The organism is Pseudomonadota bacterium (assembly GCA_039815145.1).
Lineage (GTDB): Bacteria > Pseudomonadota > Gammaproteobacteria > Steroidobacterales > JBCBZW01 > JBCBZW01.
Map to the genome: position 1 here is coordinate 73514 of JBCBZW010000007.1, position 23974 is coordinate 97487.

Genomic DNA, 23974 nt, shown 5'->3' on the forward strand with positions numbered 1-23974 from the left:
CCGCTCCCTAGTGATGACTGCCCGTGCTAGCCGATCGCTTCTTCGAGTTCCGGCAGCAGCTTGAACAGGTCGCCCACCAAGCCGTAGTCGGCGATCTCGAAGATCGGCGCCTCCGGATCCTTGTTGATGGCGACGATGATACCTGCGTCCTTGATGCCCGTAACGTGCTGGATGGCGCCGGAGATGCCGATGGCGAGGTAGAGGTCCGGCGCGATGATCTTGCCGGTCTGCCCCACCTGCATGTCGTTGGGGACGTAGCCCGCGTCCACGGCGGCACGCGAGGCGCCGACGGCGGCGCCCAGCTTATCGGCCAGGGAGAAGATCACCTTGAAGTTCTCCTCGCTGCCGACGCCGCGACCGCCGGAGACCACGCGCGGCGCGGACTGCAGATCCGGGCGCTCGCTCTCCTGGCTGGCAAGGCCGACGTACTCGGAGTGGCTCGGCAGTTCTGCCGCGACGCTGACCGCTTCGATGGGCGCCGCGCTGGTGCCATCCGCCGCCCCCTGGAAGGAGGCGGTGCGCACGGTGCCGATGATCTTCACGCCCTCGGGCACCTTCACGTCGACGATGGCGTTGCCCGCGTACATGGGCCGGCGGAAGGTGCGGGCACCCGCATCCACCACCTCCATGATGTCGCTCACCTGCGGTGCGCCCAGCAGGGCGGCGGCGCGCGGCAGCACGTCCTTGCCGAAGGTGGTGGACGGGGCGAGCACGGCGTCGTAGCCGTCGGCGAGCGCCGCGATCTGCGGCGCCAGGACGGCGGCCAGGGGCGCACCGTTTTCGGTGCGCTCGACGGTAAGCACCTTCGCCACGCCTTCCAGCTGAGCGGCAGCGTTAGCCACATCGCCCGCGCTGGCGGCGAAGACCACCACGTGCACCTCACCGCCGAGGCCGTTGGCGCAGGCCAGGGCGCGGGCGGTGGAGGGGTTCAAGGTGTTGCCGTCGTGTTCGGCAAGGAGCAGGACCTTCATGCTCATCAGAGGACTCCTCGGGACTTCAGGGCCGACACGAGGGCGGGCACGTCTTCCAACATCTCACCGCGGCTGCGCTGCGGGGGCGGCGCGTAGGTGAGGGCCTCGAGCCCCGGCGGCGCTTCCACGGCGAGATCGGCGAGGGCGATCTCCTCCAGGGGCTTGCGCTTGGCCTTCATGATGTCCGGCATCTTCACGAAGCGCGGCTCGTTCAGGCGCAGGTCCGTGGTGATCACCGCCGGTAGCTGAACGCGGATGGTCTCCAGGCCCGCGTCGACTTCGCGCACGGTGGTGGCGCTGTCGCCGTCCACCTTCAGCTCCGAGGCGAAGGTGGCCTGGGGGCGGCCCCAGAGGGCGGCGAGCATCTGGCCGGTCTGGTTGCAGTCGTCATCGATCGCCTGCTTGCCGGTGATCACGAGGCCCGGGGCCTCCTTCTCCACCAGCTTGAGCAGGGTGCGCGCGGCGTAGAGCGGCTGCATATCGACGTCGTCAGCGCGGACCAGGATGGCGCGGTCCGCACCCATGGCCAGCGCCGTGCGCAGCTGCTGCTGGCAGTCGGCGGAGCCGATGGAAGCGACCACCACCTCGCTCGCCACGCCGGCCTCGCGCAGGCGCAGGGCCTCTTCCACGGCGATCTCGTCGAAGGGGTTGACGCTCATCTTCACGCCGTCGGTCTCCACGCCGGAGCCGTCGCGCCTCACCTGCACGCGCACGTTGTAGTCGATCACGCGCTTGACGGTTACCAGGATTTTCAACTCATCATCCTCTTAGGTTGTTTGGGGTCCGCGCGCCGCGTTACTTCGGCTGCATGCGGATGGCGCCGTCCAGACGGATGGTCTCGCCGTTCAGGTAGCTGTTGCCCACGATGGTGGCGACCATGTCGGCGAACTCCGCCGGATCGCCGAGGCGCGAGGGGAAGGGCACCTGCTGCGCCAGGGACTCGCGGAACTCCTCCTTCACCACCTCCATCATCGGCGTCATGAAGATGCCAGGGGCGATGGTCATCACACGTACGCCGATGCGTGAGAGCTCGCGGGCCATCGGGAGCGTGAGGCCGACCACGCCGCCCTTGGAGGCCGCGTAGGCCACCTGGCCGATCTGCCCGTCGTAGGCGGCGACGGAGGCGGTGTTGACGATCACGCCGCGCTCGCCGTGCTCGTTGGGCTCGTTGTGCTGCATGACGTCCGCGGCCGTGCGGCCGAGCAGGAACGTGCCCACCAGGTTGATGGTGATGGTGCGCGCGAACTGCTCGGCGGGCATCGGTGCTTCGCGGCCGAGCACGCGGCCGGCGCCGAGCACGCCCGCGCAGCTCACGGCGAGGTCCACGCCGCCGAAGGCCTCGCGGGCCGCGTCCACGGCGGCTTCCACGCTGGTCTCGTCGGCCGCGTCCGTGCGCACGAATAGGGCGCGCTCGCCGAGTTCGGCAGCGAAGGCCTGGCCGCGCGCCTCGTCGATGTCGAGCAGGGCGGCGTGGCCCCCCTCGGCGATCACCCGGCGGGCGACGGCGGCGCCAAGGCCGGAGGCGCCGCCCGAGATGACGGCGCGACTGCGCGAGATATCCATGTGTTTCTCCCTTCGTGTCACCGCCGTCGCCCGCGTGGGGCGGGCGGCGGCGAGGCGTTAGTGTACGGGTTCGCCGCGCTCTTCGAGGCGCAGCTGGCCGAGGCGGCTGCTCGGCGGGCGGCCGAGGGCGTCGCTGATGAACAGGCTGGCGTCGATCAGGCGCTCGAGGTCCACGCCGGTCTCGATGCCGAGGCCCTGCAGCATGTAGAGCAGGTCCTCGCTGGCCACGTTGCCGCGGGCGCCGTTGGCGTAGGGGCAGCCGCCGAGGGCGGCGACGGAGGAATCCACCGTGGCCACGCCGAGCTGCAGGCAGGCCATGACGTTGGCCAGGGCCTGGCCGCGCGTGTCGTGGAAGTGCACCGCCAGGCGCTCCACCGGTACCTCCGTCATCACCGCTTCCACCATGCGCTGGGCGGCGGCCGGGGTGCCGATGCCGATCGTGTCGCCCAGGGAGATCTCGTAGCAGCCGAGCTCCGACAGTTCGCGGGCCACGGCAGCGACCTTGCTCGGCGCGATGTCCCCCTCGTAGGGGCAGCCGAGGGCGCAGGAGACGTAGCCGCGCACGCGCAGCTCGTGTTCTGCCGCGAGCTCCATCACCGGCGCGAAGCGTTCCAGCGATTCCTCGATGGTGACGTTGGTGTTGCGGCAGTTGAAAGTGTCCGAGGCCGCGGTGAAGACGGCCACTTCGCGCACGCCCACGTCGATGGCGCGCTTGAGCCCCGTCACGTTCGGCACGAGCACGGGGTAGTAGATGTCCGGGTTACGCTCGATGGTGCTGAACACCTCGGTGGCGTCCGCCATCTGCGGCACCCAGCGGGGGCTAACGAAACTCGTCGTCTCGATGGTGCGCAAGCCCGACTGGGAGAGGCGGTTGATGAACTCGATCTTGAGTTCCGTGGGCACGGGGTTGGGCTCGTTTTGCAAGCCGTCGCGCGGACCCACTTCCACCATCTTCACCCGCTTGGGCAGCTCGCCCATGAAGTCGCCTGATCGCATCATGAGTCGTCCTGCTGCAGGGTGACCAGGGGCACTTCGGCATCGACCATGTCGCCGACGGCGCAGTGCACGGCTTCCACACGACCGGCCTTGCGGGCGCGTACGGTGAATTCCATCTTCATGCCTTCGAGGGTGAGCAGGGCGGCGCCTTCGGCGACCTCATCCCCTTCGCTGACCTCCAACGCGACCACCGTGCCGGGCATCGGCGCCGTCGGGTTGCTGTCCTCGTCAGCGGCTGCACGGGCGACTGGGTAGGCGGAGGTAACGTCGAGTTCCTGCAGGCGGCCGTCGGCGCGGACCAGTAAGCGCTCGCCGTAGCGGGTGACCTGGACGGCGCCGAAGGCGTTCTCGCCGACGGCAAGGGCGAAGGGGCCGGCGCTCGGCTCGCCACGCGTGCGCACGGTGTAGCGTTCCGGCGCGGCGTCCGTGTCCTCTTCGCGCACGAGGATCTCCAGGGCTGGGCGCCGGTCGCTCACCTCGAGGAGGAACGCTTGCCCCGAGTGGGCCGTGAGGCGCAGGCGACGCACGTCGACGCCCGCGGCGCGCCAGTGGTCGTCGCGCAGCCAGGGGCTGGCCGCTTCCTCAGTGTCGCCGATCAATCGGCGCGGCAAGGTGAGCGCGGCGGCCGCCGCCAGCAGGTGCGCGGGACTGATCCGCCCAGCACCGGCGACGAGAGCGGCTAGCTCGCGATCGACGAAGGTCGTGTCGACGTCGCCCGCGTCGAAGGCAGGGTGGCCGAGGAGCTCGCCGAGCAGGGGCACGTTGTTGCCCACGCCGACGACGGTCGTTTCGCCGAGGGTTTGGCGCATGCGATGCAGGGCCTGCGCGCGGTCCTCACCGTGGCAGATGAGCTTCGCGATCATCGGATCGTAGTGGATGCTCACGGCGTCGCCCGTCTCCACGCCCGAGTCGATGCGCAGACCGGGGGTGGTCTCGGGGTTGGGGAACACCAGCGCCTCGATCGTGCCCGTGGCCGGCAGGAAGTCCTGCTCCGGGCGTTCGGCGTAGAGGCGACACTCGATCGCGTGGCCCTGGGTGCTGATCTCATCCTGGCTGACGGGCAGGGCCTCGCCCGCCGCGACGGCCAGCTGCCAGGCCACCAGGTCCACGCCCGTGATCATCTCCGTGACCGGGTGTTCCACCTGCAGGCGGGTGTTCATCTCCATGAAGTAGAAGCGGCGCTGATCGTCCACGATGAACTCGACGGTGCCCGCGTTCTCGTAGGCGACGGTGCGCGCGGCTTCCACGGCGGCGGCCGTGATGGCGCTGCGCAGCTCGTCGTCACAGTAAGGGGACGGCGTCTCTTCGATGATCTTCTGGTGCCGGCGCTGGACCGAACACTCGCGTTCGTAAAGGTGCAGCACGTTGCCGTGGGCATCGCCGATCACCTGTACTTCGATGTGCCGCGGGCGTTCCAGGTAGCGCTCGACGATCAGGCGATCGTCGCCGAAGGCGCTCATCGCTTCGCGACGTGCGCCGGCGGCGGTGGCGACGAACTCATCGCTCGAGCGCGCCACGCGCATGCCCTTACCGCCGCCGCCCGCGCTGGCCTTGATCAGCACCGGGTAGCCGATGGCTTCCGCTTCAGCGCGCAGGCGTTCGTCGGATTGGTCGTCGCCGTCGTAGCCGGGCAGCACCGGCACGCCCGCGTCGCGCATCCGGGCGCGGGAGGCGGCCTTGGAACCCATGAGTTCGATGGCGTCGGCGCCGGGGCCCACGAAGTGCAGCCCCGCCTCGCGCACCCGTTGCGCGAAGGTGGCGTTCTCGGACAGGAAGCCGTAGCCCGGGTGCACGGCGTCGGCGCCCGAGAGGGCGGCGGCCTCGAGCAGGGCATCGATGTTCAGGTAGCTCTCGCTGGCCGGTGCGTTGCCGATGGGCCAGGCCTCGTCGGCCTCGCGCACGTGGCGGGCGTTAGCGTCCGCGGTGGAGTACACGGCCACGCTCGCCACGCCGAGCTCGCGGCAGGTGCGCATGATGCGGCAAGCGATCTCGCCGCGGTTTGCGATCAGGAGTTTGGTCAGCTTCGCCACGCGGGTGTCCGTTTGTCGAGGAAGGCGCCGATGCCCTCGCGCCCCTCGGCGCTGTCGCGCACGCGGGCGATGAGGTCGGCGGTGTAGGCGTCCGTCTCGCCAGCATCGGCGTGATCGCCGCTAACGAGCGTGTTGATCAGGGTCTTGGCTTCGCGCTGGGCGGCGGGGCCGGCCTGGGCGAGTTCGCGCAGGATCTGTTCCAGGCGCGCATCGAGTACCGGTGCGGGCACCACTTCGTGGACGAGGCCGATGCGCTGCGCGGTGGCGGCGTCGAAGGACTCGCCCGTGAGGAAGTAGCGATGGGCCTGGCGCGCGCCGATTGCCTCGACCACGAAGGGCGAGATCACGGCGGGCACGAGCCCGAGGCGCACCTCGCTGAGGGCGAAGCGCGCGTCGTCTGCGGCGAGGACGATGTCGCAGGCGCTCGCGAGGCCGACGGCACCGCCGTAGGCGTAGCCGTGCACGCGGGCCACCACCGGCTGGGGCAAGCCCGTCAGGCGTCGCAGCATCTGCGCCAGGGCGAGGGCGTCGTCGCGGTTGGCCCGCGCATCCGCCGCGGCCATGCGCTTCATCCAGTTGGCGTCGCCGCCGGCGGAGAAGGAGCGACCGTTCCCGCGCAGCACGATCACCCGCGCGTCAGCGTCGTCCGCCAGGGAGGCGAAGGTTGCCGATAGGGCGGCGATCGTGTGCTCGTCGAAGGCGTTGTGCACCCGGGGCCGGTCGAGGGCCACGGTGACGATGCCGTCTTCACGGGTGATCTGGAGGGGTGAGTCGCTCATCGATCGGTATCGGGCCCTACCAGGTGCCCGTGTTCTCCATGCTGGCCCAAGGCTCCTGCGGCGCCAGGGAGTCGCCCTTCTGCAGCAGTTCGATGGAGATGCCGTCGGGGCTGCGCACGAAGGCCATGTGGCCGTCGCGCGGCGGGCGGTTGATGGTGACGCCTGCGTCCATGAGCTTCTGGCACAGGGCGTAGATGTCGTCGACGCGGTAGGCGAGGTGGCCGAAGTTGCGCCCGCCCGTGTACTCCTCGGGATCCCAGTTGTGGGTCAGCTCCACCATGGGCGCCTTGCGCTCGCGCGCGGCGGCCGCGTCTTCGGGGGCGGCGAGAAAGACCAGCGTGAAGCGGCCCTTCTCGTAGTCGCGCTTGCTGATCAGCTCCAGGCCTAGCTTCTCGCAGAAGAAGTCGAGAGCCGCGTCGAGGTCGGCGACGCGCAGCATGGTGTGCAGGTATTGCATGAGCTTCTAAGTACCTTCGAAAAACGTTGGCTTACATGCGGAACACGCCGTAGCCCGGGCCATCGTCGCGCGGCACGCGCAGGACGCTGGAGAGGGCCAGGGACAGGACGCGACGGGTGTCCACCGGATCGATCACGCCGTCATCCCACAGGCGGGCCGTGGCGTGGTAGGGGTTGCCCTGGGCCTCGTACTGGCCGGCGATCTCGTCCTTGAAGGCCTGCTCTTCGGCCTCGGGCCACTCGCCGCCGCGGGCTTCGAGGCCGTCGCGACGGATCTGCGCCAGCACGGAAGCGGCCTGCTCGCCGCCCATCACGGAGATGCGCGCGTTGGGCCAGCTCCAGAGGAAGCGCCCGCCGTAGGCGCGCCCGCACATGGCGTAGTTACCGGCGCCGAAGCTGCCGCCGATGATCACCGTGAGCTTGGGCACGACGCTCGTGGCCACGGCGTTCACCATCTTGGCGCCGTCCTTGGCGATGCCGGCCTGCTCGTACTTCGAGCCGACCATGAAGCCGGAGATGTTCTGCAGGAACAGCAGGGGGATGCCGCGCTGGTTGCACAGCTGAATGAAGTGCGCGCCCTTCAGCGCGCTCTCCGAGAAGAGGATGCCGTTGTTGGCGATGATCCCCACCCGGTAGCCACCGAGGTGGGCGAAGCCCGTGACCAGGGTCTTGCCGTAGAGTGGCTTGAACTCCTCGAACGCCGAGTCGTCCACGAGGCGCGCGATCACTTCGCGCACGTCGTAGGGGTAGCGGTTCTCCGTCGGCAGCAAGCCGTAGATCTCCTCCGGCGCGTAGCGCGGCGGGCGTGGCGCGCGGTCCGGCGCGATCGGGGCGGGCTGGTTCAGGTGGCTGACCACGCCGCGGGCGAGTTCCAGCGCGTGCGCGTCGTTGTCGGCCAGGTAGTCGGTGACGCCGGAGGTGCGGCAATGGACGTCGCCGCCGCCGAGGGTCTCCGCGTCCACGATCTCCCCCGTGGCGGCCTTCACCAGGGGCGGGCCGCCGAGAAACACGGTGCCCTGCTTGCGCACGATGATCGACTCATCACACATCGCCGGCACGTACGCGCCCCCGGCAGTGCAACTGCCCATGACCACCGCGATCTGCGGGATCCCCGCCGCCGAGAGCCGCGCCTGGTGGTAGAAGATGCGGCCGAAGTGATCGCGATCGGGGAACACCTCGTCCTGCAGAGGCAGGAAGGCACCGCCGGAGTCCACGAGGTAGATGCAGGGGAGCCGGTTCTCGAGGGCGACCTCCTGTGCGCGCAGGTGCTTCTTCACCGTCATCGGGAAGTAGGCGCCGCCCTTGACCGTGGCGTCGTTGGCGACGATCACCGCCTCCGTACCCGCGATGCGACCGATACCTGCGACCACGCCAGCGCTTGGCGCCTGCCCATCGTATAGATCGACCGCGGCGAGGGCGGAGAGCTCCAGGAAGGCACTGCCCGGGTCGAGGAGCGCATCGATGCGATCACGCGGCAGCAGCTTGCCGCGTGAGAGGTGACGCTCACGGGCGCGCTCGCCGCCGCCGAGGCGCACCTGGGCGAGGCGCTCGCGCAGGTCCTGCGCCAGGCGCCGGTGGTGGGCGTCGCTGCGCTGGAAAGCCTCCGAGCGCGGATCGATCTGGCTACTCAGTACGGGCATTAGGTTCCCTTAGCTCACGCGCTCGACGGCGACGGCCGTGGCCTCGCCTCCGCCGATGCACAGGGAGGCGATGCCGCGACCGCTACCCTCGTGCTGACGCAGGGCGTGCACCAGGGTGACGAGGATGCGGGCGCCGGTCGCGCCGATCGGGTGGCCGAGGGCGCAGGCACCGCCGTGCACGTTCACCTGGGCCGGGTCGAGCTTGAGGTCGCGCATGGCGGCCATGGTGACCACGGCGAAGGCTTCGTTGATCTCGTAGAGCTGTACGTCGGGCGGCGTCCAGCCGAGCATGTCCTGCACGTTGGCGATCGCCTTCACGGGGGCCGTGGTGAACCACTCGGGCTCCTGCGCGTGGCCCGAGTGCCCGGCGATCCGCGCCAACGGCGTGAGGCCGCGGCGTTCGGCTTCCGCCTCGCTCATGAGCACCAGGGCCGCGGCGCCGTCGGAGATGGAGGAGGACGAGGCCGCGGTCACGGTGCCGCCGTCGCGCTTGAAGGCGGGCTTCAGGGAGCGGATGCGATCGAGATCGCAGCGCGGCGGCTCTTCGTCCACGCTTACGGTGTTGGTCTTGCGACGGTGCGTGACCTCGACGGGCACGATCTCGGCGTCGAAGCGACCGTCGGCGGCGGCGGCGAGGGCGCGCTCCACCGACTGGATCGCGAAGGCGTCCTGGTCGTCACGGCTGAAGGCGTACTCGCCAGCGGTGATCTCGGCGAAGTCGCCCATCATGCGCTTGTCGGCGGGGTTCTGAAGCCCGTCGAAGAACATATGATCGAGCAGTTCCTGATGCCCCATGCGCAATCCGCCGCGCGCGCCCATCGTGAGGTACGGCGCGTTGGTCATGGACTCCATGCCACCGGCGACGACGATGGAGGCGGAGCCGGCGCGGATGAGGTCGGCGCCGAGCATCACGGCCTTCATGCCGGAGCCGCACACCTTGCTCACGGTGGTGCAGCCCACACGCAGGTCGAGGCCCGCGGCGAGGGCGGCCTGGCGTGCCGGCGCCTGGCCGAGGCCGGCGGGCAGCACGCAGCCCATCAGCACCTCAGAGATCTCATCGCCCTTGAGGCCAGCGTCGGCGACGGCGGCGCGGATGGCGTGGGCGCCAAGCTCGGGCGCTGGCACGGGGGCGAGGGCGCCCTGGAACGCACCCAACGGAGTGCGGCGGGCGGCGACGATGACGACGGAGTCTGCACTCATGGCTGATTCCTCAGTGTTCGTGGTTGGGGGGCGGCGCTTAGGACGCCGGAGCGGACGCGCGGTAAAGCTCGCGGCCGATCAGCATCTGGCGGATCTCCGTGGTGCCGGCGCCGATCTCGTAGAGCTTGGCGTCGCGCAGGAGTCGCCCTGCGGGGTAATCGTTGATGTAGCCGTTGCCGCCGAGGATCTGCACGGCCTCCAGGGCATGCTTCACGGCGTTGCAGGAGCCGAGCATGAGCGCAGCGGCGGCGTCCTGGCGGGTCGGGCGACCGGCGTCGAACTGCTCGGCCGTGCGGTAGGCGAGGGCGCGAGTGGCCGCCAGGGAGGCGTACATATCCGCTAGCTTAGCCTGCATGATGCCGAACTCGCCGATCGGCTGACCGAACTGTTTGCGCTCGTGCACGTAGGGCAGCACGAGGTCCATGCAGGCCTGCATGATGCCGAGGGGGCCGCCGGTGAGCACGAGGCGCTCGGAGTCGAGGCCCGCCATCAGAATGTAGACGCCCTCATCGATGGTGCCGAGCACGTTCTCGACCGGAATGCGGCAGTCCTCGAAGACCAGCTCACAGGTGTTGGAGCCGCGCATGCCGAGCTTGTCGAGCTTCTGCGCCGTGCGGAAGCCTTCCATGCCCTTCTCGACGATGAAGGCGGTGATGCCGCGCGAGCCGCGCGAGCTCGTGTCCGTGCGCATGTAGACCACGAGCACGTCGGCCTCGGGGCCGTTGGTGATCCACATCTTGTTGCCGTTGGCCACGAAGTGATCGCCCTCGCGGCGCGCTGTGCACGCCATGGAGCCGACCACGTCGGAACCCGCGCCGGGCTCGGACATCGCGAGCGCCCCCACCCATTCGCCCGTACACAGCTTCGGCACGTACTTCTCACGCTGGTTGGGCGTGGCGTGCAGGAAGAGGTTGTTCAGGCACAGGTTGGAGTGGGCGCCGTAGGAGAGGCCGACGGACGCCGAGGCGCGCGAGATCTCCTCCATCGCCACCAAATGGGCCAGATAGCCGAGGCTGGAGCCGCCGTACTGCTCGTCGACGGTCATGCCGAGCAGGCCCATCTCACCCAGCTCCTGCCACAGGGGCTGGGGGAAGGTGTTGGTGGCGTCGATCTCCTCGGCGAGCGGGGCGATCTGGGTCTCGGCAAAGCGGCGCACGGACTCGCGCAGCATGTCGAGATCGTCGTTGATGTGGGTGTTGAACAGGCTCATCGCAGGCTCCAGGGCACAGACGCGCTCGCCGGGTGGGGCGGCACAGTTCGACCGAGTTGGCGAAAGTTCTACCGTGCGGTAGATTAGATTAAACCCTGGGTCGATCACAAGCGTTTTCGTCCCCCAGTCGAGGCGGCGGCGGCGGCCGTTCCTGCGTCCTCTGCGACCCGGCTTTTGGAGTGCGACGATGACGGAAAGTACAGATTCAACAGGAAGTTACGAGGTGTCCCGGGAGCCCGTGGGCGGTGCCGCGGCGGGCCCCACGCCCTGGGCTGCGACGGTGCCCGACCGGGAGGCCCAGCACGCCATCAAGCGCCGGGTGATCGCCGAACACGCCGCTATCCTGTTTAACGAGAAGGGGTTTCACGCCACCTCCCTGAACGAGCTGGCGGAGCGTCTGAACGTCACTAAAGGGGCGCTCTACCACTACGTCTCCGGCAAGGACGACATCGCCGTGGAGATCCTGCGCATCATCACCGAGGAGTCGAAGGCGGTGATGGCGGCGGCGAGCTCGGCGGCCACGGGCCTCGAGCGCTTACGCCTGTTTTTCGTGCACTACGCGCGGATGATGGCGACCCCCGTGGGCGCCTGCGGCGTGCAGATCGGCTCCCTGCCGCACAGCGACGACATCCGCGGCCAGATGACGGCCTTTCTGAAGGACTTGGACGCGCGCCTGCGCGCCATCTTGAAGGCGGGTATCGAGGACGGTTCGATCGCCGCCGAAGCAGATATCCGGATGACGGACTTTGCCGTCTTCGGCGCCCTGCACTGGTTGAGTCGTTGGTACCGGGAGGATGGCCCGGCCTCGCCGGAGGAGTTGGGCGAGGCGTTGTTCGACACCTTCGTACGCGGCCTTGCACCGCGTGCCCCGGCGTCCGCGTGACGCCGGGTTTGGCGTGTAGGCCCCTAGCCCTGCGAGGGGCGCCAGGGCTTGCGACCGCTCAAGCGATCCTTGAAGCGCAGCGTGTACGGCATGCGCGTGCTGGAGACGGCACGGATGCGCTCCTCGGCGAGGCGGTTGGCCGCCTGCCAGGAGGGGATGCCGTCGCGCTCGGCGATGCCGAAGATGTTGCCGACGCTCGTGTAAATGGTTTCGATAGCCTGGTAGGCGCGACCCCGGTCGTAGCCCTGAAGCTCCAGGGCGACGTTGATCAAACCGCCGGAGTTCACCGCGTAGTCCGGTGCGTAGAGGATGTTGCGCGCCTCGAGCTCGGTACCCCATTCCTCGCTCTCGAGCTGGTTGTTGGCGCTGCCGCAGACGATGTCGCAGCGCAGGCGCGGCACGGTGTCGGCGTTGATGATGCCGCCGAGGGCGCAGGGGGCGAACACTTGGGCGTCCACGTCGTAGATCTCGCTCATGGGCACGGGCTCGATGCCGTGCTCGTCGGCCAGCTGCTGGACGCGATCTTCGTTGAGGTCGCAGGCGAACACCTTGGCGCCGCGCTCGCGCAGCAGCACGGCGAGCTTGCCGCCGACGCTGCCCACGCCCTGTACGGCGTACGCGAGCTTGGACAAGTCCGTATGGCCGTAGCGCTTGTTGAGGCAGGCGCGGATGCCCTCGAGGGTGCCGGCCGCGGTGAAGGGGGAGGGATCGCCGCTACCGCCGTGCACCGGGTGCACGCCGACCACGCGATCGGTCTCCTGGAAGATGTACTCCATGTCCTCGACCGTGGTGCCCACGTCTTCGGCCGTGATGTAGCGCCCACCGAGGGAGCCGATGAAGCGGCCGAGGGCGCGGAACAGGGCCTCGCTCTTGTGCGTCTCGGGATCGCCGATCAGCACCGCCTTGCCGCCGCCGAGATTCAGTCCAGCCACGGCCGCCTTGTAGGTCATGCCGCGGGAGAGGCGCAGCACGTCCTTCACCGCATCAGCCTCGCTGGAGTAGGGCCACATGCGCAGGCCGCCGAGGGCGGGGCCGAGGGTGGTGTTGTGGATGGCAACGATGGCGCGCAGACCCGATTCCTTGTGGTGGAAGAAGACCACCTCTTCGTGACCTTGCTCCGCGAGGATGTCGAACAGTTGCATGGGACCTCCGTGGCGCTGGGCAGCGAGTCTCCGGGCTTTGAGGCCGGGGCGCCCTGGCGCGTTCTGAACAGGCACGACTGTGCCGAGTGGGGCGGCATTCTAGCGCAAGAACGCGCGATGGGAAGTCGTCTTCGATCATCGACGAAAGCGAGCGATGAAAGCACTCCTGTTATCAGTCTGCTTGCGCAGTGCAAAAAATTTCATGTGAAACCAATTGCCCCGGTACACAAGATCCGCAGCGCCGCGTAAGGGTACGCTGTCGCCTGCTAACTCAAGTTCAACCGAAAGAGCTCAAAACCGATGAATGCACCGCTATCTGCCGTCGATAACCGCCAGTCGGCCGTCGATCGTCCGCCCGTGCGCTTCGTCACCGCAGCGTCGCTCTTCGACGGCCACGACGCCGCAATTAACATCATGCGCCGCCTGCTCCTGGCCAAGGGGGCGGAGGTCGTTCACCTCGGCCACAACCGTAGTGTCGAGGAGGTCGTGCGCGCGGCAGTGCAAGAGGATGCCGCCGGTATCGCGTGCTCGTCCTACCAGGGTGGTCACGTCGAGTACTTCAAGTACATGGTCGACCGCCTGGCCCACTACGGCGCGCAACACATCCGCGTGTTCGCCGGCGGCGGTGGCACGATCAGCCCGGAGGAAATTCGCGACCTCGAAGCCTACGGCGTGACTCGTGTCTACAGCCCCAACGACGGCCTGCGCCTGGGCCTCGAGGGCATGATCGACGATGTGATCGAGCGGGCCGGCGAAGTGAACCGGCCAGGGCTCGCCGGCGAACAGAATCGCTCGCTGCGCGCGGAGGATCACACGGCGATTGCCCGCGCTATCAGCGCCTTGGAGGAGGGGCAGACCGATCTGTCCTCGCTGGTGTCGCGTCCTGGCGAGCACGCGCGGCCGCCGGTGATCGGCATCACCGGTACGGGTGGTGCGGGCAAGAGCAGCCTGCTCGATGAGTTGCTCCAGCGCATCCTCGCCACCTTCCCCGAGTACCGGGTGGGGGTGCTCGCCGTGGATCCCACGCGTCGACGCACGGGAGGCGCCCTGCTCGGGGATCGGATCCGCATGAACTCGCTGGCGAGCGATCGCATCTTCATGCGCTCCCTCGCCACCCGACGCCAGCACCTGGCCACGGCCGAAGTGCTGGGCGATTGCATCAACCTGCTCACTCACACGGGTTTCGATCTCGTCGTCGTCGAGACCGCCGGTATCGGCCAGAGCGATACGCAGATCGTCGACCTGGTGGATCTCTCGCTCTACGTGATGACCGTCGATTTCGGCGCACCCAGCCAGCTCGAGAAGATCGACATGCTGGACTTCGCCGATCTCATCGTTCTCAACAAATTCGAAAGGCGCGGTTCGGAAGATGCCCTGCGCGAGATTCGCAAGCAGTGGCGGCGCAACCGCGTGCGCTTCGACGTGCCCGACGAGGAGGTTCCGGTATACCCGGCGATCGCCAGCCGCTTCAACGATGCCGGGGTGAACCGCTTGTTCGCCGCCCTGTGCGGGGCCCTGGGGGAGAGCAGCGAGGCACGCGGCCTGCGTGGCGGGGCGGCCGCCTGGTCTGCCGACGGCAAGCAGAACGCGCCCGGGGCGGTGAGCACGGAGGTGCCCGCGGGCAGCAACGAACCGTTGGTGCCGGCCGCGCGTGAACGCTACCTGGCGGAGATCGTGGCCAGTGGCCGCGATGTGCGTGCCACGATTGACGCCGCAGCGGACGCGGCGAGTCGCGCGTACGCCTGCTTCGGCGCTCTGCAGGCGTTGCTGCCGGACGGCGCGCCTCTACCAGCCTTCGAGACCCTCGGTGAGGCGCAGCTGGCGGCGCTCGACATACCCGCTGCGGTACGCGACGGCGTCGACGCCCTCGTCGCTCGCTACAACGAAGCGCTGGAGCGTATCGGCGCCGAGGGCCTGGGCCTGCTTCGCGAGTGGCCGGCACGGGCCGACGCCGCTCGCAGCGAACGCTACGCCTACCAGGTGCGCGGCCGCACCATCGAAGGCGACAACTACACCCAGAGCCTCTCCGGCCTGTCGCTGCCGAAGATCGCCGTGCCCGATCGACGCGACTGGGGCGACCTGCTGCGGTTCCTCATGGAGGAGAACCTGCCCGGTGCCTACCCCTACACGGCGGGCGTCTACCCCTACCGTCGCGAAGCGGAGGACCCAACGCGGATGTTCGCCGGTGAGGGCACGCCGGAGCGCACCAACCGACGCTTCCACTACCTGGCCGCCGGCCAGTCGACCACGCGCCTGTCCACCGCCTTCGATTCGGTCACCCTCTACGGCGAGGACCCGGCCACGCGTCCGGACATCTACGGCAAGATCGGCAACGCCGGCGTCTCCATCGCGACGCTGGACGACATGAAGAAGCTCTACTCGGGTTTCGACCTGTGCGCGCCCACCACGTCCGTGTCGATGACCATCAACGGCCCGGCGCCCGTGCTGATGGCCATGTTCCTGAACACGGCCATCGACCAGCAGGTCGAGCGCTACCTGCGCGAGCAGGGGCAACTGGATCAGGTGCGCAAGGACCTGGCGGTGAGCGGAGCCGTCTACCAAGGTGACCTGCCTGGCACGCACGACGGGCTGGGTCTGGGGTTGCTCGGCACCCATGGCGCCGCCGTGGTGGAGCCGGAGGTGTACGCGAAGATCCGGGACGACGCGCTTCGCGCCGTGCGCGGTACCGTGCAGGCGGACATCCTGAAGGAGGACCAGGCGCAGAACACCTGCATCTTCTCCACCGAGTTCGCCATGCGCCTGATGGGCGACGTGCAGGAGTACTTCAGCCACAACGGCGTGCGCAATTTCTACAGCGTGTCCGTGAGCGGCTATCACATCGCTGAGGCAGGGGCGAACCCGATCTCCCAGCTCGCCTTCACCCTGGCCAACGGCTTCACCATCGTCGAGTACTACCTGAGCCGCGGCCTGCCCATCGACAGCTTCGCGCCGAACCTGAGCTTCTTCTTCTCCAACGGCATGGATCCGGAGTACGCGGTGATCGGGCGCGTAGCGCGACGGATCTGGGCGCGGGCCATGCGCGAGCGCTACGGCGCCTCGCCGCGCAGCCAGATGCTGAAGTACCACATCCAGACCTCGGGCCGGAGCCTCCACGCGCAGGAGATCCAGTTCAACGACATCCGCACCACCCTGCAGGCCATGTACGCCCTGTTCGACAGCTGCAACAGCCTGCACACCAATGCCTTCGACGAGGCCCTGACCACGCCGACCGAGGACTCCGTGCGCCGGGCCATGGCGATCCAGCTGATCATCAACCGCGAGCTCGGCATCAACCAGAACCAGAACCCCTGGCAGGGTTCCTTCGTAATCGAGGAGCTGACGCGCGCGGTAGAAGATGCGGTGTACGCGGAGTTCGAACGCCTCGCCGAGCGCGGCGGCGTGCTGGGGGCGATGGAGACCATGTACCAGCGCGGTCGTATCCAGGATGAAAGCATGCTGTACGAAGCGCGAAAGCACGACGGCAGCCTGCCCATCATCGGCGTCAACACCTTCCTCAAGGAGGGCGGCGAGGCGAGCGAGGAGGAACAGACCGAGAACGAGCTGATCCGATCCTCTGAGGAGGAGAAGCGTCAGCAGGTGGCGGCGGTCGAGGCCTTCGTCGCCAACGGCCGGGACCCCGGCGCCGAGGCGCTGGCCGCGTTGCAGGGGGCGGCCCGCACGGGCGACAACCTCTTCGATCACCTGATGGTGGCCGTGCGCCACTGCTCGTTGGGTACGATCAGTGACGCGCTCTATCGCGTGGGGGGGCGTTACCGGCGTAACTTGTAGACCACCCTAGGCAGGCCGCTTTGTGCACCAGGATCCCTTGGTGCGCCGCAACAATAGCGAGTACGTCACACTCGAAGCGCGGAACTGTGACGTAGTTCGCGCGCCCTCCGCGTCAAGTGCGATATGTGAATAGGTTCACGGCCCCCTGCGCCGCGCCTCGCCATACTCTGCCTGTACTCCGGGCGGACTTACGTTGCGCCCACAGGTCGGACCGCCAACGGAAGGCCAGGCTGCAAGGGATGCGACCGATGCTTCTGAGTTGCGACAACGCGGGTGAGATAGAGGTGGAGCCGGTGAATGCGGTGGTGCCGCTTAATAAAGCGAAGAAAGACGAGCCGCCCTCGCCCCGAGTGGCGCAGGCGGAAGGTGTAATCGACCGCTTCCTCGATGCCATCTGGGCGGAGAGAGGCCTGTCGAAGAACACGTTGTCTGCCTATCGGGCGGACCTGATGTCCCTGGCCCGCTGGTTGGCCGAGAAGGACATGGGGCTGCTCGACGTGGATCGAGAGGTCCTCGTGCAGTTCATCGATCACCGCGTTGAGGGCGGCGCCCGTCCGCGCTCGACCGCACGTCAGCTCTCCAGCTTCCGTCGCCTGTACCGCTACATGGTGCGCGAGGGCAAGCTGCAGGAAGACCCGACCGCGCACATTCAAATGCCGAAGATCGGCCGCACCTTGCCGAAGTCCCTGACCGAGGAAGAGGTGGAGTCGTTGCTCGGAGCACCTAACGTCTCCGATCCGCTCGGTTGCCGCGATCGCACGATGCTCGAAGTGTTGTACGCCACCGGCCTGCGCGTGACCGAGCTCATCAACCTGCGCTACACGGAAGTGAGCCTGGTGCAGGGCGTGGTGCGCATCTCCGGTAAAGGTGATCGCGAGCGCCTGATTCCCCTCGGCGAAGAGGCGCAGACCTGGTTGCAGCGCTTTATCGAAGGCCCTCGCCTGGAGATCCTCCTCGAGCGCCAGACCGAGTATCTCTTCCCCACCCGACGCGGCGATCGCATGACGCGCCAGGCCTTCTGGCACATCATCAAGCGCTACGCCAAGGCGGCCGGCATCGACGGCGATCTCTCGCCGCACACGCTGCGCCACGCCTTCGCGACCCATCTGCTGAACCACGGCGCTGACCTGCGCGTGGTGCAGATGCTGCTCGGCCACAGCGATCTGTCGACGACGCAGATCTACACCCACGTGGCCCGCGAGCGCCTGAAGGACATCCACTCCGAGCATCATCCCCGCGGCTGACCCCCAGCCGCGGATGCTCGGCGAGGGCGCTCAGCGGCCTCGCCTTCCCCACCCAATCATTCCGCCATGAGGGTCTGATAGACTCGCTTGCGATCCGTCGCAAGACCCTGGCGCCGTGTGGGACCAGCGAACTTCGCGCCGACCCGGCGGTCGAATCGACGCAACTAACTCGCAACCCAGCCTCAAGGCCGAATTCCAATGAAATACAACATGATCCGCTCGATCCCGGTGGCCTCGGCGGCCGCTGCCTCGCTGCTGTGCGCGATGGGCGCGCAGGCGGCCGATCCCGCCGCTGAGAAGGCCCTGTCGAAGACCGACCAGGTGGCCGCTGCCCTCGTGGAGCGCATGCCTAACTTCACCGACGCGGAGGTGAAGGAGTCGACCATCCCCAACCTGTACGAAGTGGCTGTCGGGGGTGGCACGGCCGTCTACTACATGTCCGAAGACGCTCGCTACGTGATCCAGGGCGACATGATCGATCTGGAGACGCGCGAGAACGTGACGGAGATGCGTCGCAGCGGCGCGCGCCTGTCGCTGATGTCCGAGCTGGATCCCGAGTCCACGGTCGTCTTCGCCCCCGAGGGCAAGCCGGTGGAGCACTCGATCACCGTCTTCACGGACATCGACTGCGGCTACTGCCGCAAGCTGCACCAGGAGATCGCCCAGCTGAACGATCTCGGCATCAAGGTGAGCTACGCCCTGTACCCGCGCAGCGGCCCGAACTCGCCGTCGTGGACCAAGGCCGTCGAGGTGTTCTGCGCTGACGATCGCAACGCGGCGCTCACCAATGCCAAGGCTGGTATCGATGTGCAGGCCGAGTCCTGCGAGACCGATGCGGTGGACAAGGGCTGGAACGTGGGACGTAACGCCGGCGTCACCGGGACGCCGGCTATCGTCACCGAGAGCGGTTATCTGATCGGGGGCTACCTGCCGGCACCGCAGCTGAAGGCGCGCCTGGAGCAGATCGCGGGCGGCAACGAAAGCTGATCGCTCTTCGTTCGCTAGCATCCTCAGCCGCTGCGTTCCACATCGGGGCGCAGCGGCTGATTGCGTTCAGCGCTCCAGGTATTGGAGCTTGTCTTCCACCTTATCCCACTCGCCCGCATCGTCCGGAGAGTCCTTCTTCTCCGTGATCACCGGCCAGTTCTTGGACAGCTCGGCGTTGAGCTCGAGGAACTGGTGCTGCCCATCGGGCAACTCGTCCTCCGAGTAGATCGCCTCGACCGGGCACTCCGGCTCGCACAGGGTGCAGTCGATGCACTCCTCCGGGTCGATTACGAGGAAGTTCGGTCCCTCGTGAAAGCAGTCGACGGGGCACACTTCCACGCAGTCGGTGTATTTGCACTTGATGCACGATTCGGTAACCACGAAGGTCATTCGCCTGGAACTCCGTTTCTCTTAAGTGTCAACAAGAATAGACGCTAGTGTGCCACAGTCAGCGCTTCATGCGCTCCACGCGCGTCATGTGCAATCGCTCCACCTGATCGCGGCGGTCGTCCAGGTAGCGTTCGAGGGAGAAGCGCACGCTGGGGAAGGCGAGTTCGTCCCAGGGAATGTCCTCGATCGGCACCAGCGCTGACTCGAGCGTCTCCTCCCCCACACCGTACTGACCGTCGCGCAGGGTGGCGCGGAACATGATGTGCACCTGATCCACGTGGGGCACGTTGACCACGGCGAGCATGGAGCCCATGTCCACCTCCGCCAAGGCCTCTTCCCGTACCTCGCGGGCGGCGCCTTCAGCGACCGTCTCGCTACACTCCATGAAGCCCGCCGGGGCCGTCCAGTAGCCGTGGCGGGGCTCGATGGCGCGGCGACAGAGCAGGATGCTGCCCTCCCACTCCACGACGCAGCCCACCACGTTGCGTGGGTTGATGTAGTGGATCGTGTGGCAGTTGTCGCAGACGTAGCGGGGAAGGTTGTCGCCGGGCGGGACCCGTTGGGTAACGGGATGGCCACAGTTGGTGCAGAAGTTCATAGGGCTGCGATTATCCTCCCTCGGCGCGACGGTGGCCACCGTACGGCCCTTGCCTGTTCTCTCTCTCGCGAAGCGCAGGGGCGTTGCTTGGCGAAGCCGTGCGCATCGTGTCCAATGGCGGGTCTGGCCCTCTGTAGCGTCTCCTGGGGAGTGAGCCCTCCAGCCATGTCGAACCTCCAGTACATCTACGGCAAGCGTGTGCCCAACGCGGACGAAGTGCGCACGCCGCTCACGCACCACGACGTGCTGGAGCTGGTGGCGCCGTTCTCCGCCGCCGACCGCCAGGTGGACCTGGAGGCGAGCGATCGGGCTCGGCGGCGCCTCGACTTCAAGCCCCTCGAGCATCCGGCCACCGAATCGATGCCCGCGGTCACCGAGCACCTCACCCTCGAGGCGCCGGAGCGCTCAGGGGACAGCTTCGTGCTCGAGCGCCAGCTGAGGGCCACCACCCCGGAGGGTGAACTCGTGGCGACCCTCAAGGCCACGGGCAAGCCGGTCGCCCGCCTGCTCGAGTGGGTGACGTCTGTCCCCCTGGCGCGTCACTGGCGCGAGATCGATGGCACCTGGCTCGCGCGCAGCTATCGAATTCGCTCGTCGAGCGCGCAGAGCGGCACACCGGCGCCGCAGATCGACGCGGCCCACGCGCGCTTCGCGCAGGGAGCGTTGATGACCGTGGAGCACACGCTGGCGGGATCGCCGTTGGAGGTGCGCTTGCAGGCCCTCGACGACGGCGCGCATCTGCTGCTGCCGGACGATTTTCTCTCCGTCGCTGGCCGGGCCTGGCGGCCTCTGCGCAAGACGTCCCATCGCGGCTGGCGAGGCTCCTTGCGCGTGCCGCCGAAGGAACCCGACCGGACGCGCGAGGCCGAAGCCGCCGTCGACGGCATCGTGAGTCACGTCGCGCAGACGCTCGCCGCGGGGCCTGGCGAGTATCACACGCGCCACAAGAGCGCCCGCTGGCGCGCGGCGCTGCAGCGGATCTCGCCCGCCCTGGCGTTGGTCGCCTTCATGATCATCACGCCGAGTCTGATGTTCCTGCCCACGGCGAAGAACCCCGGCTTCCTCGTGATCATCTTCCAGCTGCCCACGGTGGCGCTGATCGCCTTCTTCTCCCTGCGCGAGCTGCCCGTGCTGGAGATACCGCCGCGCCCGACACCCCTGAAGCAAACCGTGTGGTTGCAGCCGGCGGCGACGCCCCCTAACAAATAGTTCCATTAGCACCCAGGAGATCGTTGGTGCAGGCCAATCCCATGAACATCCCGGCGGTCTCGATCACCGCTGCCAAGTCGGCCCTGCTCGGTCAGTTCGCCGATCCGGTGCTGCGCCAGCGCGCGACGATGCTGTGGGGCACGCGCGGTGTCGGCAAGTCCTCGATCGTGCGCCAGGTGGCCGAGCACCATCAGGTACCGTTGGTGGACCTGCGCCTGACCAGCATCGAGCCGGTGGACATCCGCGGTGCCATCTACGCGGACGACGAGCAGCAGCGCACGGTGTGGTTTCCGCCGGAGTTCCTGCCCGACGGCTCGAACCCCGAGGGCATCCTGTTTCTCGATGAACTCACCGCCGCCGATCAGCGCCTGCAGATCAGCGCCTACTCCCTGATCCTCGATCGTCGCGTCGGCAACTACCGCCTACCGGACGGCTGGCTGGTGGTGGCCGCGGGCAACGCCGCCTTCCACGGCGCCGTGAGCCACGACATGGGCACGGCACTGGCCGATCGCATGTTCCACTTCAACGTGCAGAGCACGGTGGATGCGTTCCTCGCTTACGCCCTGGCCAACGGCCTCGCGCCACAGGTCATGGCCTATCTGAAGGTACGACCCGATCGCCTCGACGACACCGCCTCGCAGGTGGCGAACGACCACCTCGTCGGCGCCAGTCCACGGGGCTGGGAGGACGTCTCGCGGGTGCTGCAGTCGAACGCCGATCCTGAGCAGCAACGGTTGTTCGTGCAGGGACGCATCGGCGCGGCCAACGCCGCCGAGTTCTTCGGCGTGCTGCGCGAGATCGAAGCGGGCACCAACGTGCTCGAACTGCTCGCCGCCAAGGCGGGGCCCGAGACCGCCGAGCTGCTGCCGCGCACCCTCGATGCCCTGTACGGCATGATCTACGGCCTCCTGGCTGCCTGCGATGAATCGGCGCGCGTGACCCGGGCCCTGGAGATCATCGAGCAGCTGCCGGACACCAAAGCCCAGCAGCCCCTGCCCATCCGCGAGGCGCAGACGCTCACCATGGAGTTGCTGTTCGAACGGGCCCTCAACCAGGGCTTGGAGGGGGCGATCCTGGAGAGCCCCGTCTACCAGCGCTACGTGGCCCAGCGCGACGACGCCAGCGCATGACCACCACCTCGCCCGCCGGTGCCGTGCACGAGCATCGCGGCACGCGCGCGATCCAGCGCATGGTGGAATACGCCCCCGCCACCGGCAGCCTCGCCCTGTGGATCGCCCATCGCGACGATGACGACCTCGGCAAGCGCGAGCTCGAGGCGGCTACGGACGGTGAGGAGATCCGCTACGGCCCCGCCTTCGAGGGGCTCACCCTGGCGCGCCAGACGGGGCTCGTCGCGCACCAGGTGTTGCACGTGGCCCTGCGCCATCCGCAGCGGAGCGAGGCCCTGCGTCAGGTGGTCGGCGACGTCGATCCCGAGCTCTTCAACGCCTGCGCCGATGCGATCGTCAACAGTGCCCTTGGGCACCTCAGTTGGTTGGAGCTGTCACCGCGCGCCGTGCGCCTGGAGGCCTTGCTGTCCCGCGTGTTGCGCATCGATGAGCCGGTGGAGAAGTCGCTCCTCGAATGGGACGTCGAGCGCTTGTATCGTGCCATCGACGATCGCCAGGGGCGCTCCGCCAGCGGTGGGGGCGGTGGCGGTCGCCAGGAGGCGAGCGCGGGGGAGGGCGAGGGCCAGCAGGGGAGCGGTGGCCAAGGCGGCGATCCGCAGCAGCAGGAGGAGGACTCGGCGGAGCGTGCGGCCTCCAGCGCGCAACGCGCATCCGATCTCGATCAGATGACCGATGGGCCCCGCGCCAGCGCCACCCGCGACCTCGCCGCCGGCGAGCCCCGTGATCTCCTGCCCGCCGCGGCCGGCGATGCCCCTGAGGCGGAGGCCGAACGGGCGCGCGATTGGCGCGAGCGCATCTCACGCGGCCACGCCCGCGACGGCGCCCACTCCTTGCTAAGAGAACTACTCGCCGACGTGCCGATGCCGCGGACGCCGTGGCAGGCGCTGCTGCGCACGTGGCTGGCGCGAGGCCTCGCGCCGCTTACCTCGATCAGCTGGTCGCGCCCGGCCCGGTCCTGGCTCGCCAACCAGGGGCGCGACAGCCGCGGGCGACGCATGCCCTTCGAGCCGGGCACCTCGTCGCTGCGGGCTGTCACGCGGTTGGTGGTCATGGTCGATGTCTCAGGGTCCATCGATGAGCCGTTGCTACGGCGCTTTTGCGGCGAGATCACGGCCATCGGCCGGCGTTGCGAAGCGCACGTGAGCTTGATCGTCGGCGATGATCAGGTGCGTCACGTGAAGCACTTCCGTCCCGGCATGCCGTTCAGTGTGCCGACCTTGGATATCGATGGCGGCGGCGGCACGGACTTCACGCCGCTGCTCGAAGCGGCCGACGAGTTGCGACCGGACATCGGTGTGGTGCTCACGGACCTTGAGGGTCCCGCCCGCCTGCGTCCCCGTTGGCCAGTGATCTGGGCCACTCCTGCGAGCGCCGCTGAGGTGGAGACGCCCTTCGGCCGTCGTCTGCTCCTCGACTAGGTGGTCGAGAGGCGCCGCCACCGCGTCCTCGTGTACATTGGAGAACGGTTGACGGCAGGGGACTGAGCGATGACGAGACGGGTTCGACGCAGCGCGGCGTTGCTGCTGGTGGGGTTGGCGTTGGCGTCCCCTTTGACGAAGGCGGCGCAGTGGACCGTCGTGCATGCCGGCCAACTGCTACCGGTGCCCGGGGCAGAGGTGCTCGACACCTCCAGCGTCGTCATACGCGACGGACGCGTGGAGCGGGTGGCGCCGGGCTATCTCACCGCTGCGGACCTACCCATCGCCGAGGGTGACGCCGTCACCCTGCATGATTTGTCCTCCCACTTCGTCATGCCC

21 protein-coding genes are annotated in these 23974 nt (G+C 68.1%); 8 read left to right on the forward strand and 13 right to left on the reverse strand.

The window, feature by feature from the left end:
• Nucleotides 1–26: 26 nt before the first annotated feature.
• Genes AAF184_03805 through AAF184_03850 form a run of 10 tightly spaced genes read right to left on the reverse strand, consistent with a single transcriptional unit; the run spans nt 27 to nt 10845 of the window.
• Complete coding sequence (locus AAF184_03805) at nt 27–977, reverse strand: electron transfer flavoprotein subunit alpha/FixB family protein (protein ID MEO0421435.1); 951 nt, start codon at nt 975–977, stop codon at nt 27–29.
• Nucleotides 977–1726 carry an electron transfer flavoprotein subunit beta/FixA family protein gene (locus AAF184_03810; protein MEO0421436.1) on the reverse strand — a complete coding sequence of 250 codons (750 nt, stop codon included), beginning with the start codon at nt 1724–1726 and terminating at the stop codon, nt 977–979. The genes AAF184_03805 and AAF184_03810 overlap by 1 nt, the downstream gene beginning before the upstream one ends.
• A gap of 40 nt (nt 1727–1766) precedes the next feature.
• Nucleotides 1767–2534 (reverse strand): SDR family NAD(P)-dependent oxidoreductase, encoded by a 768-nt coding sequence (locus AAF184_03815; GenBank protein ID MEO0421437.1) that lies wholly within the window; start codon nt 2532–2534, stop codon nt 1767–1769.
• A 57-nt stretch (nt 2535–2591) separates the two neighbouring features.
• Nucleotides 2592–3533 (reverse strand): hydroxymethylglutaryl-CoA lyase, encoded by a 942-nt coding sequence (locus AAF184_03820; protein ID MEO0421438.1) that lies wholly within the window; start codon nt 3531–3533, stop codon nt 2592–2594.
• Nucleotides 3530–5560 (reverse strand): acetyl-CoA carboxylase biotin carboxylase subunit, encoded by a 2031-nt coding sequence (locus tag AAF184_03825; GenBank protein ID MEO0421439.1) that lies wholly within the window; start codon nt 5558–5560, stop codon nt 3530–3532. The genes AAF184_03820 and AAF184_03825 overlap by 4 nt, the downstream gene beginning before the upstream one ends.
• Complete coding sequence (locus tag AAF184_03830; protein MEO0421440.1) at nt 5548–6339, reverse strand: enoyl-CoA hydratase-related protein; 792 nt, start codon at nt 6337–6339, stop codon at nt 5548–5550. Before AAF184_03830 ends, AAF184_03825 begins: the two co-directional genes overlap by 13 nt.
• A gap of 16 nt (nt 6340–6355) precedes the next feature.
• Nucleotides 6356–6796 (reverse strand): lactoylglutathione lyase, encoded by a 441-nt coding sequence (gene gloA / locus AAF184_03835; GenBank protein ID MEO0421441.1) that lies wholly within the window; start codon nt 6794–6796, stop codon nt 6356–6358.
• Between the two features lie 31 nt (nt 6797–6827).
• A complete protein-coding gene (locus AAF184_03840; GenBank protein MEO0421442.1) occupies nt 6828–8435 on the reverse strand; it encodes a carboxyl transferase domain-containing protein in 1608 nt (535 codons plus the stop codon).
• Nucleotides 8436–8444: 9 nt separating this feature from the next.
• Entirely contained in the window at nt 8445–9635 is a 1191-nt protein-coding gene (locus AAF184_03845; protein MEO0421443.1) for an acetyl-CoA C-acyltransferase, read from the reverse strand.
• A gap of 37 nt (nt 9636–9672) precedes the next feature.
• Nucleotides 9673–10845 (reverse strand): isovaleryl-CoA dehydrogenase, encoded by a 1173-nt coding sequence (locus tag AAF184_03850; GenBank protein ID MEO0421444.1) that lies wholly within the window; start codon nt 10843–10845, stop codon nt 9673–9675.
• Between the two features lie 223 nt (nt 10846–11068).
• On the opposite strand from AAF184_03850, the gene AAF184_03855 reads away from it, so the two are divergent.
• A complete protein-coding gene (locus AAF184_03855; protein ID MEO0421445.1) occupies nt 11069–11728 on the forward strand; it encodes a TetR/AcrR family transcriptional regulator in 660 nt (219 codons plus the stop codon).
• 23 nt (nt 11729–11751) lie between these two features.
• Here AAF184_03855 and AAF184_03860 read toward each other — a convergent pair whose 3' ends face one another.
• Nucleotides 11752–12870 carry a Glu/Leu/Phe/Val dehydrogenase dimerization domain-containing protein gene (locus AAF184_03860; GenBank protein ID MEO0421446.1) on the reverse strand — a complete coding sequence of 373 codons (1119 nt, stop codon included), beginning with the start codon at nt 12868–12870 and terminating at the stop codon, nt 11752–11754.
• Nucleotides 12871–13170: 300 nt separating this feature from the next.
• On the opposite strand from AAF184_03860, the gene AAF184_03865 reads away from it, so the two are divergent.
• The 3 genes from AAF184_03865 (at nt 13171) to AAF184_03875 (ending at nt 18890) form a co-directional block, all read left to right on the forward strand.
• The gene (locus AAF184_03865) at nt 13171–16659 is read left to right on the forward strand and encodes a methylmalonyl-CoA mutase family protein (protein MEO0421447.1); all 3489 of its coding nucleotides are present in this window, start codon (nt 13171–13173) and stop codon (nt 16657–16659) included.
• Between the two features lie 350 nt (nt 16660–17009).
• Nucleotides 17010–17903 (forward strand): site-specific tyrosine recombinase XerD, encoded by an 894-nt coding sequence (gene xerD, locus AAF184_03870; GenBank protein ID MEO0421448.1) that lies wholly within the window; start codon nt 17010–17012, stop codon nt 17901–17903.
• 210 nt (nt 17904–18113) lie between these two features.
• The gene (locus AAF184_03875) at nt 18114–18890 is read left to right on the forward strand and encodes a thioredoxin fold domain-containing protein (GenBank protein MEO0421449.1); all 777 of its coding nucleotides are present in this window, start codon (nt 18114–18116) and stop codon (nt 18888–18890) included.
• Between the two features lie 66 nt (nt 18891–18956).
• On the opposite strand, the gene fdxA is transcribed toward AAF184_03875, so the two are convergent.
• Nucleotides 18957–19280, reverse strand: coding sequence for a ferredoxin FdxA (fdxA, locus tag AAF184_03880; GenBank protein ID MEO0421450.1), 324 nt, complete (start codon nt 19278–19280; stop codon nt 18957–18959).
• Between the two features lie 58 nt (nt 19281–19338).
• Nucleotides 19339–19878, reverse strand: coding sequence for an NUDIX hydrolase (locus AAF184_03885; GenBank protein MEO0421451.1), 540 nt, complete (start codon nt 19876–19878; stop codon nt 19339–19341).
• Between the two features lie 165 nt (nt 19879–20043).
• On the opposite strand from AAF184_03885, the gene AAF184_03890 reads away from it, so the two are divergent.
• From AAF184_03890 to AAF184_03905, 4 genes are all read left to right on the forward strand, one after another.
• The gene (locus AAF184_03890) at nt 20044–21087 is read left to right on the forward strand and encodes a hypothetical protein (GenBank protein ID MEO0421452.1); all 1044 of its coding nucleotides are present in this window, start codon (nt 20044–20046) and stop codon (nt 21085–21087) included.
• A 26-nt stretch (nt 21088–21113) separates the two neighbouring features.
• Nucleotides 21114–22217 carry a MoxR family ATPase gene (locus tag AAF184_03895; GenBank protein MEO0421453.1) on the forward strand — a complete coding sequence of 368 codons (1104 nt, stop codon included), beginning with the start codon at nt 21114–21116 and terminating at the stop codon, nt 22215–22217.
• Nucleotides 22214–23635, forward strand: a complete 1422-nt coding sequence (locus AAF184_03900) for a VWA-like domain-containing protein (protein ID MEO0421454.1) — start codon at nt 22214–22216, stop codon at nt 23633–23635. The genes AAF184_03895 and AAF184_03900 overlap by 4 nt, the downstream gene beginning before the upstream one ends.
• A 69-nt stretch (nt 23636–23704) precedes the next feature.
• On the forward strand, nt 23705–23974 hold a 270-nt coding region (locus tag AAF184_03905), incomplete at its 3' end, for a hypothetical protein (protein ID MEO0421455.1).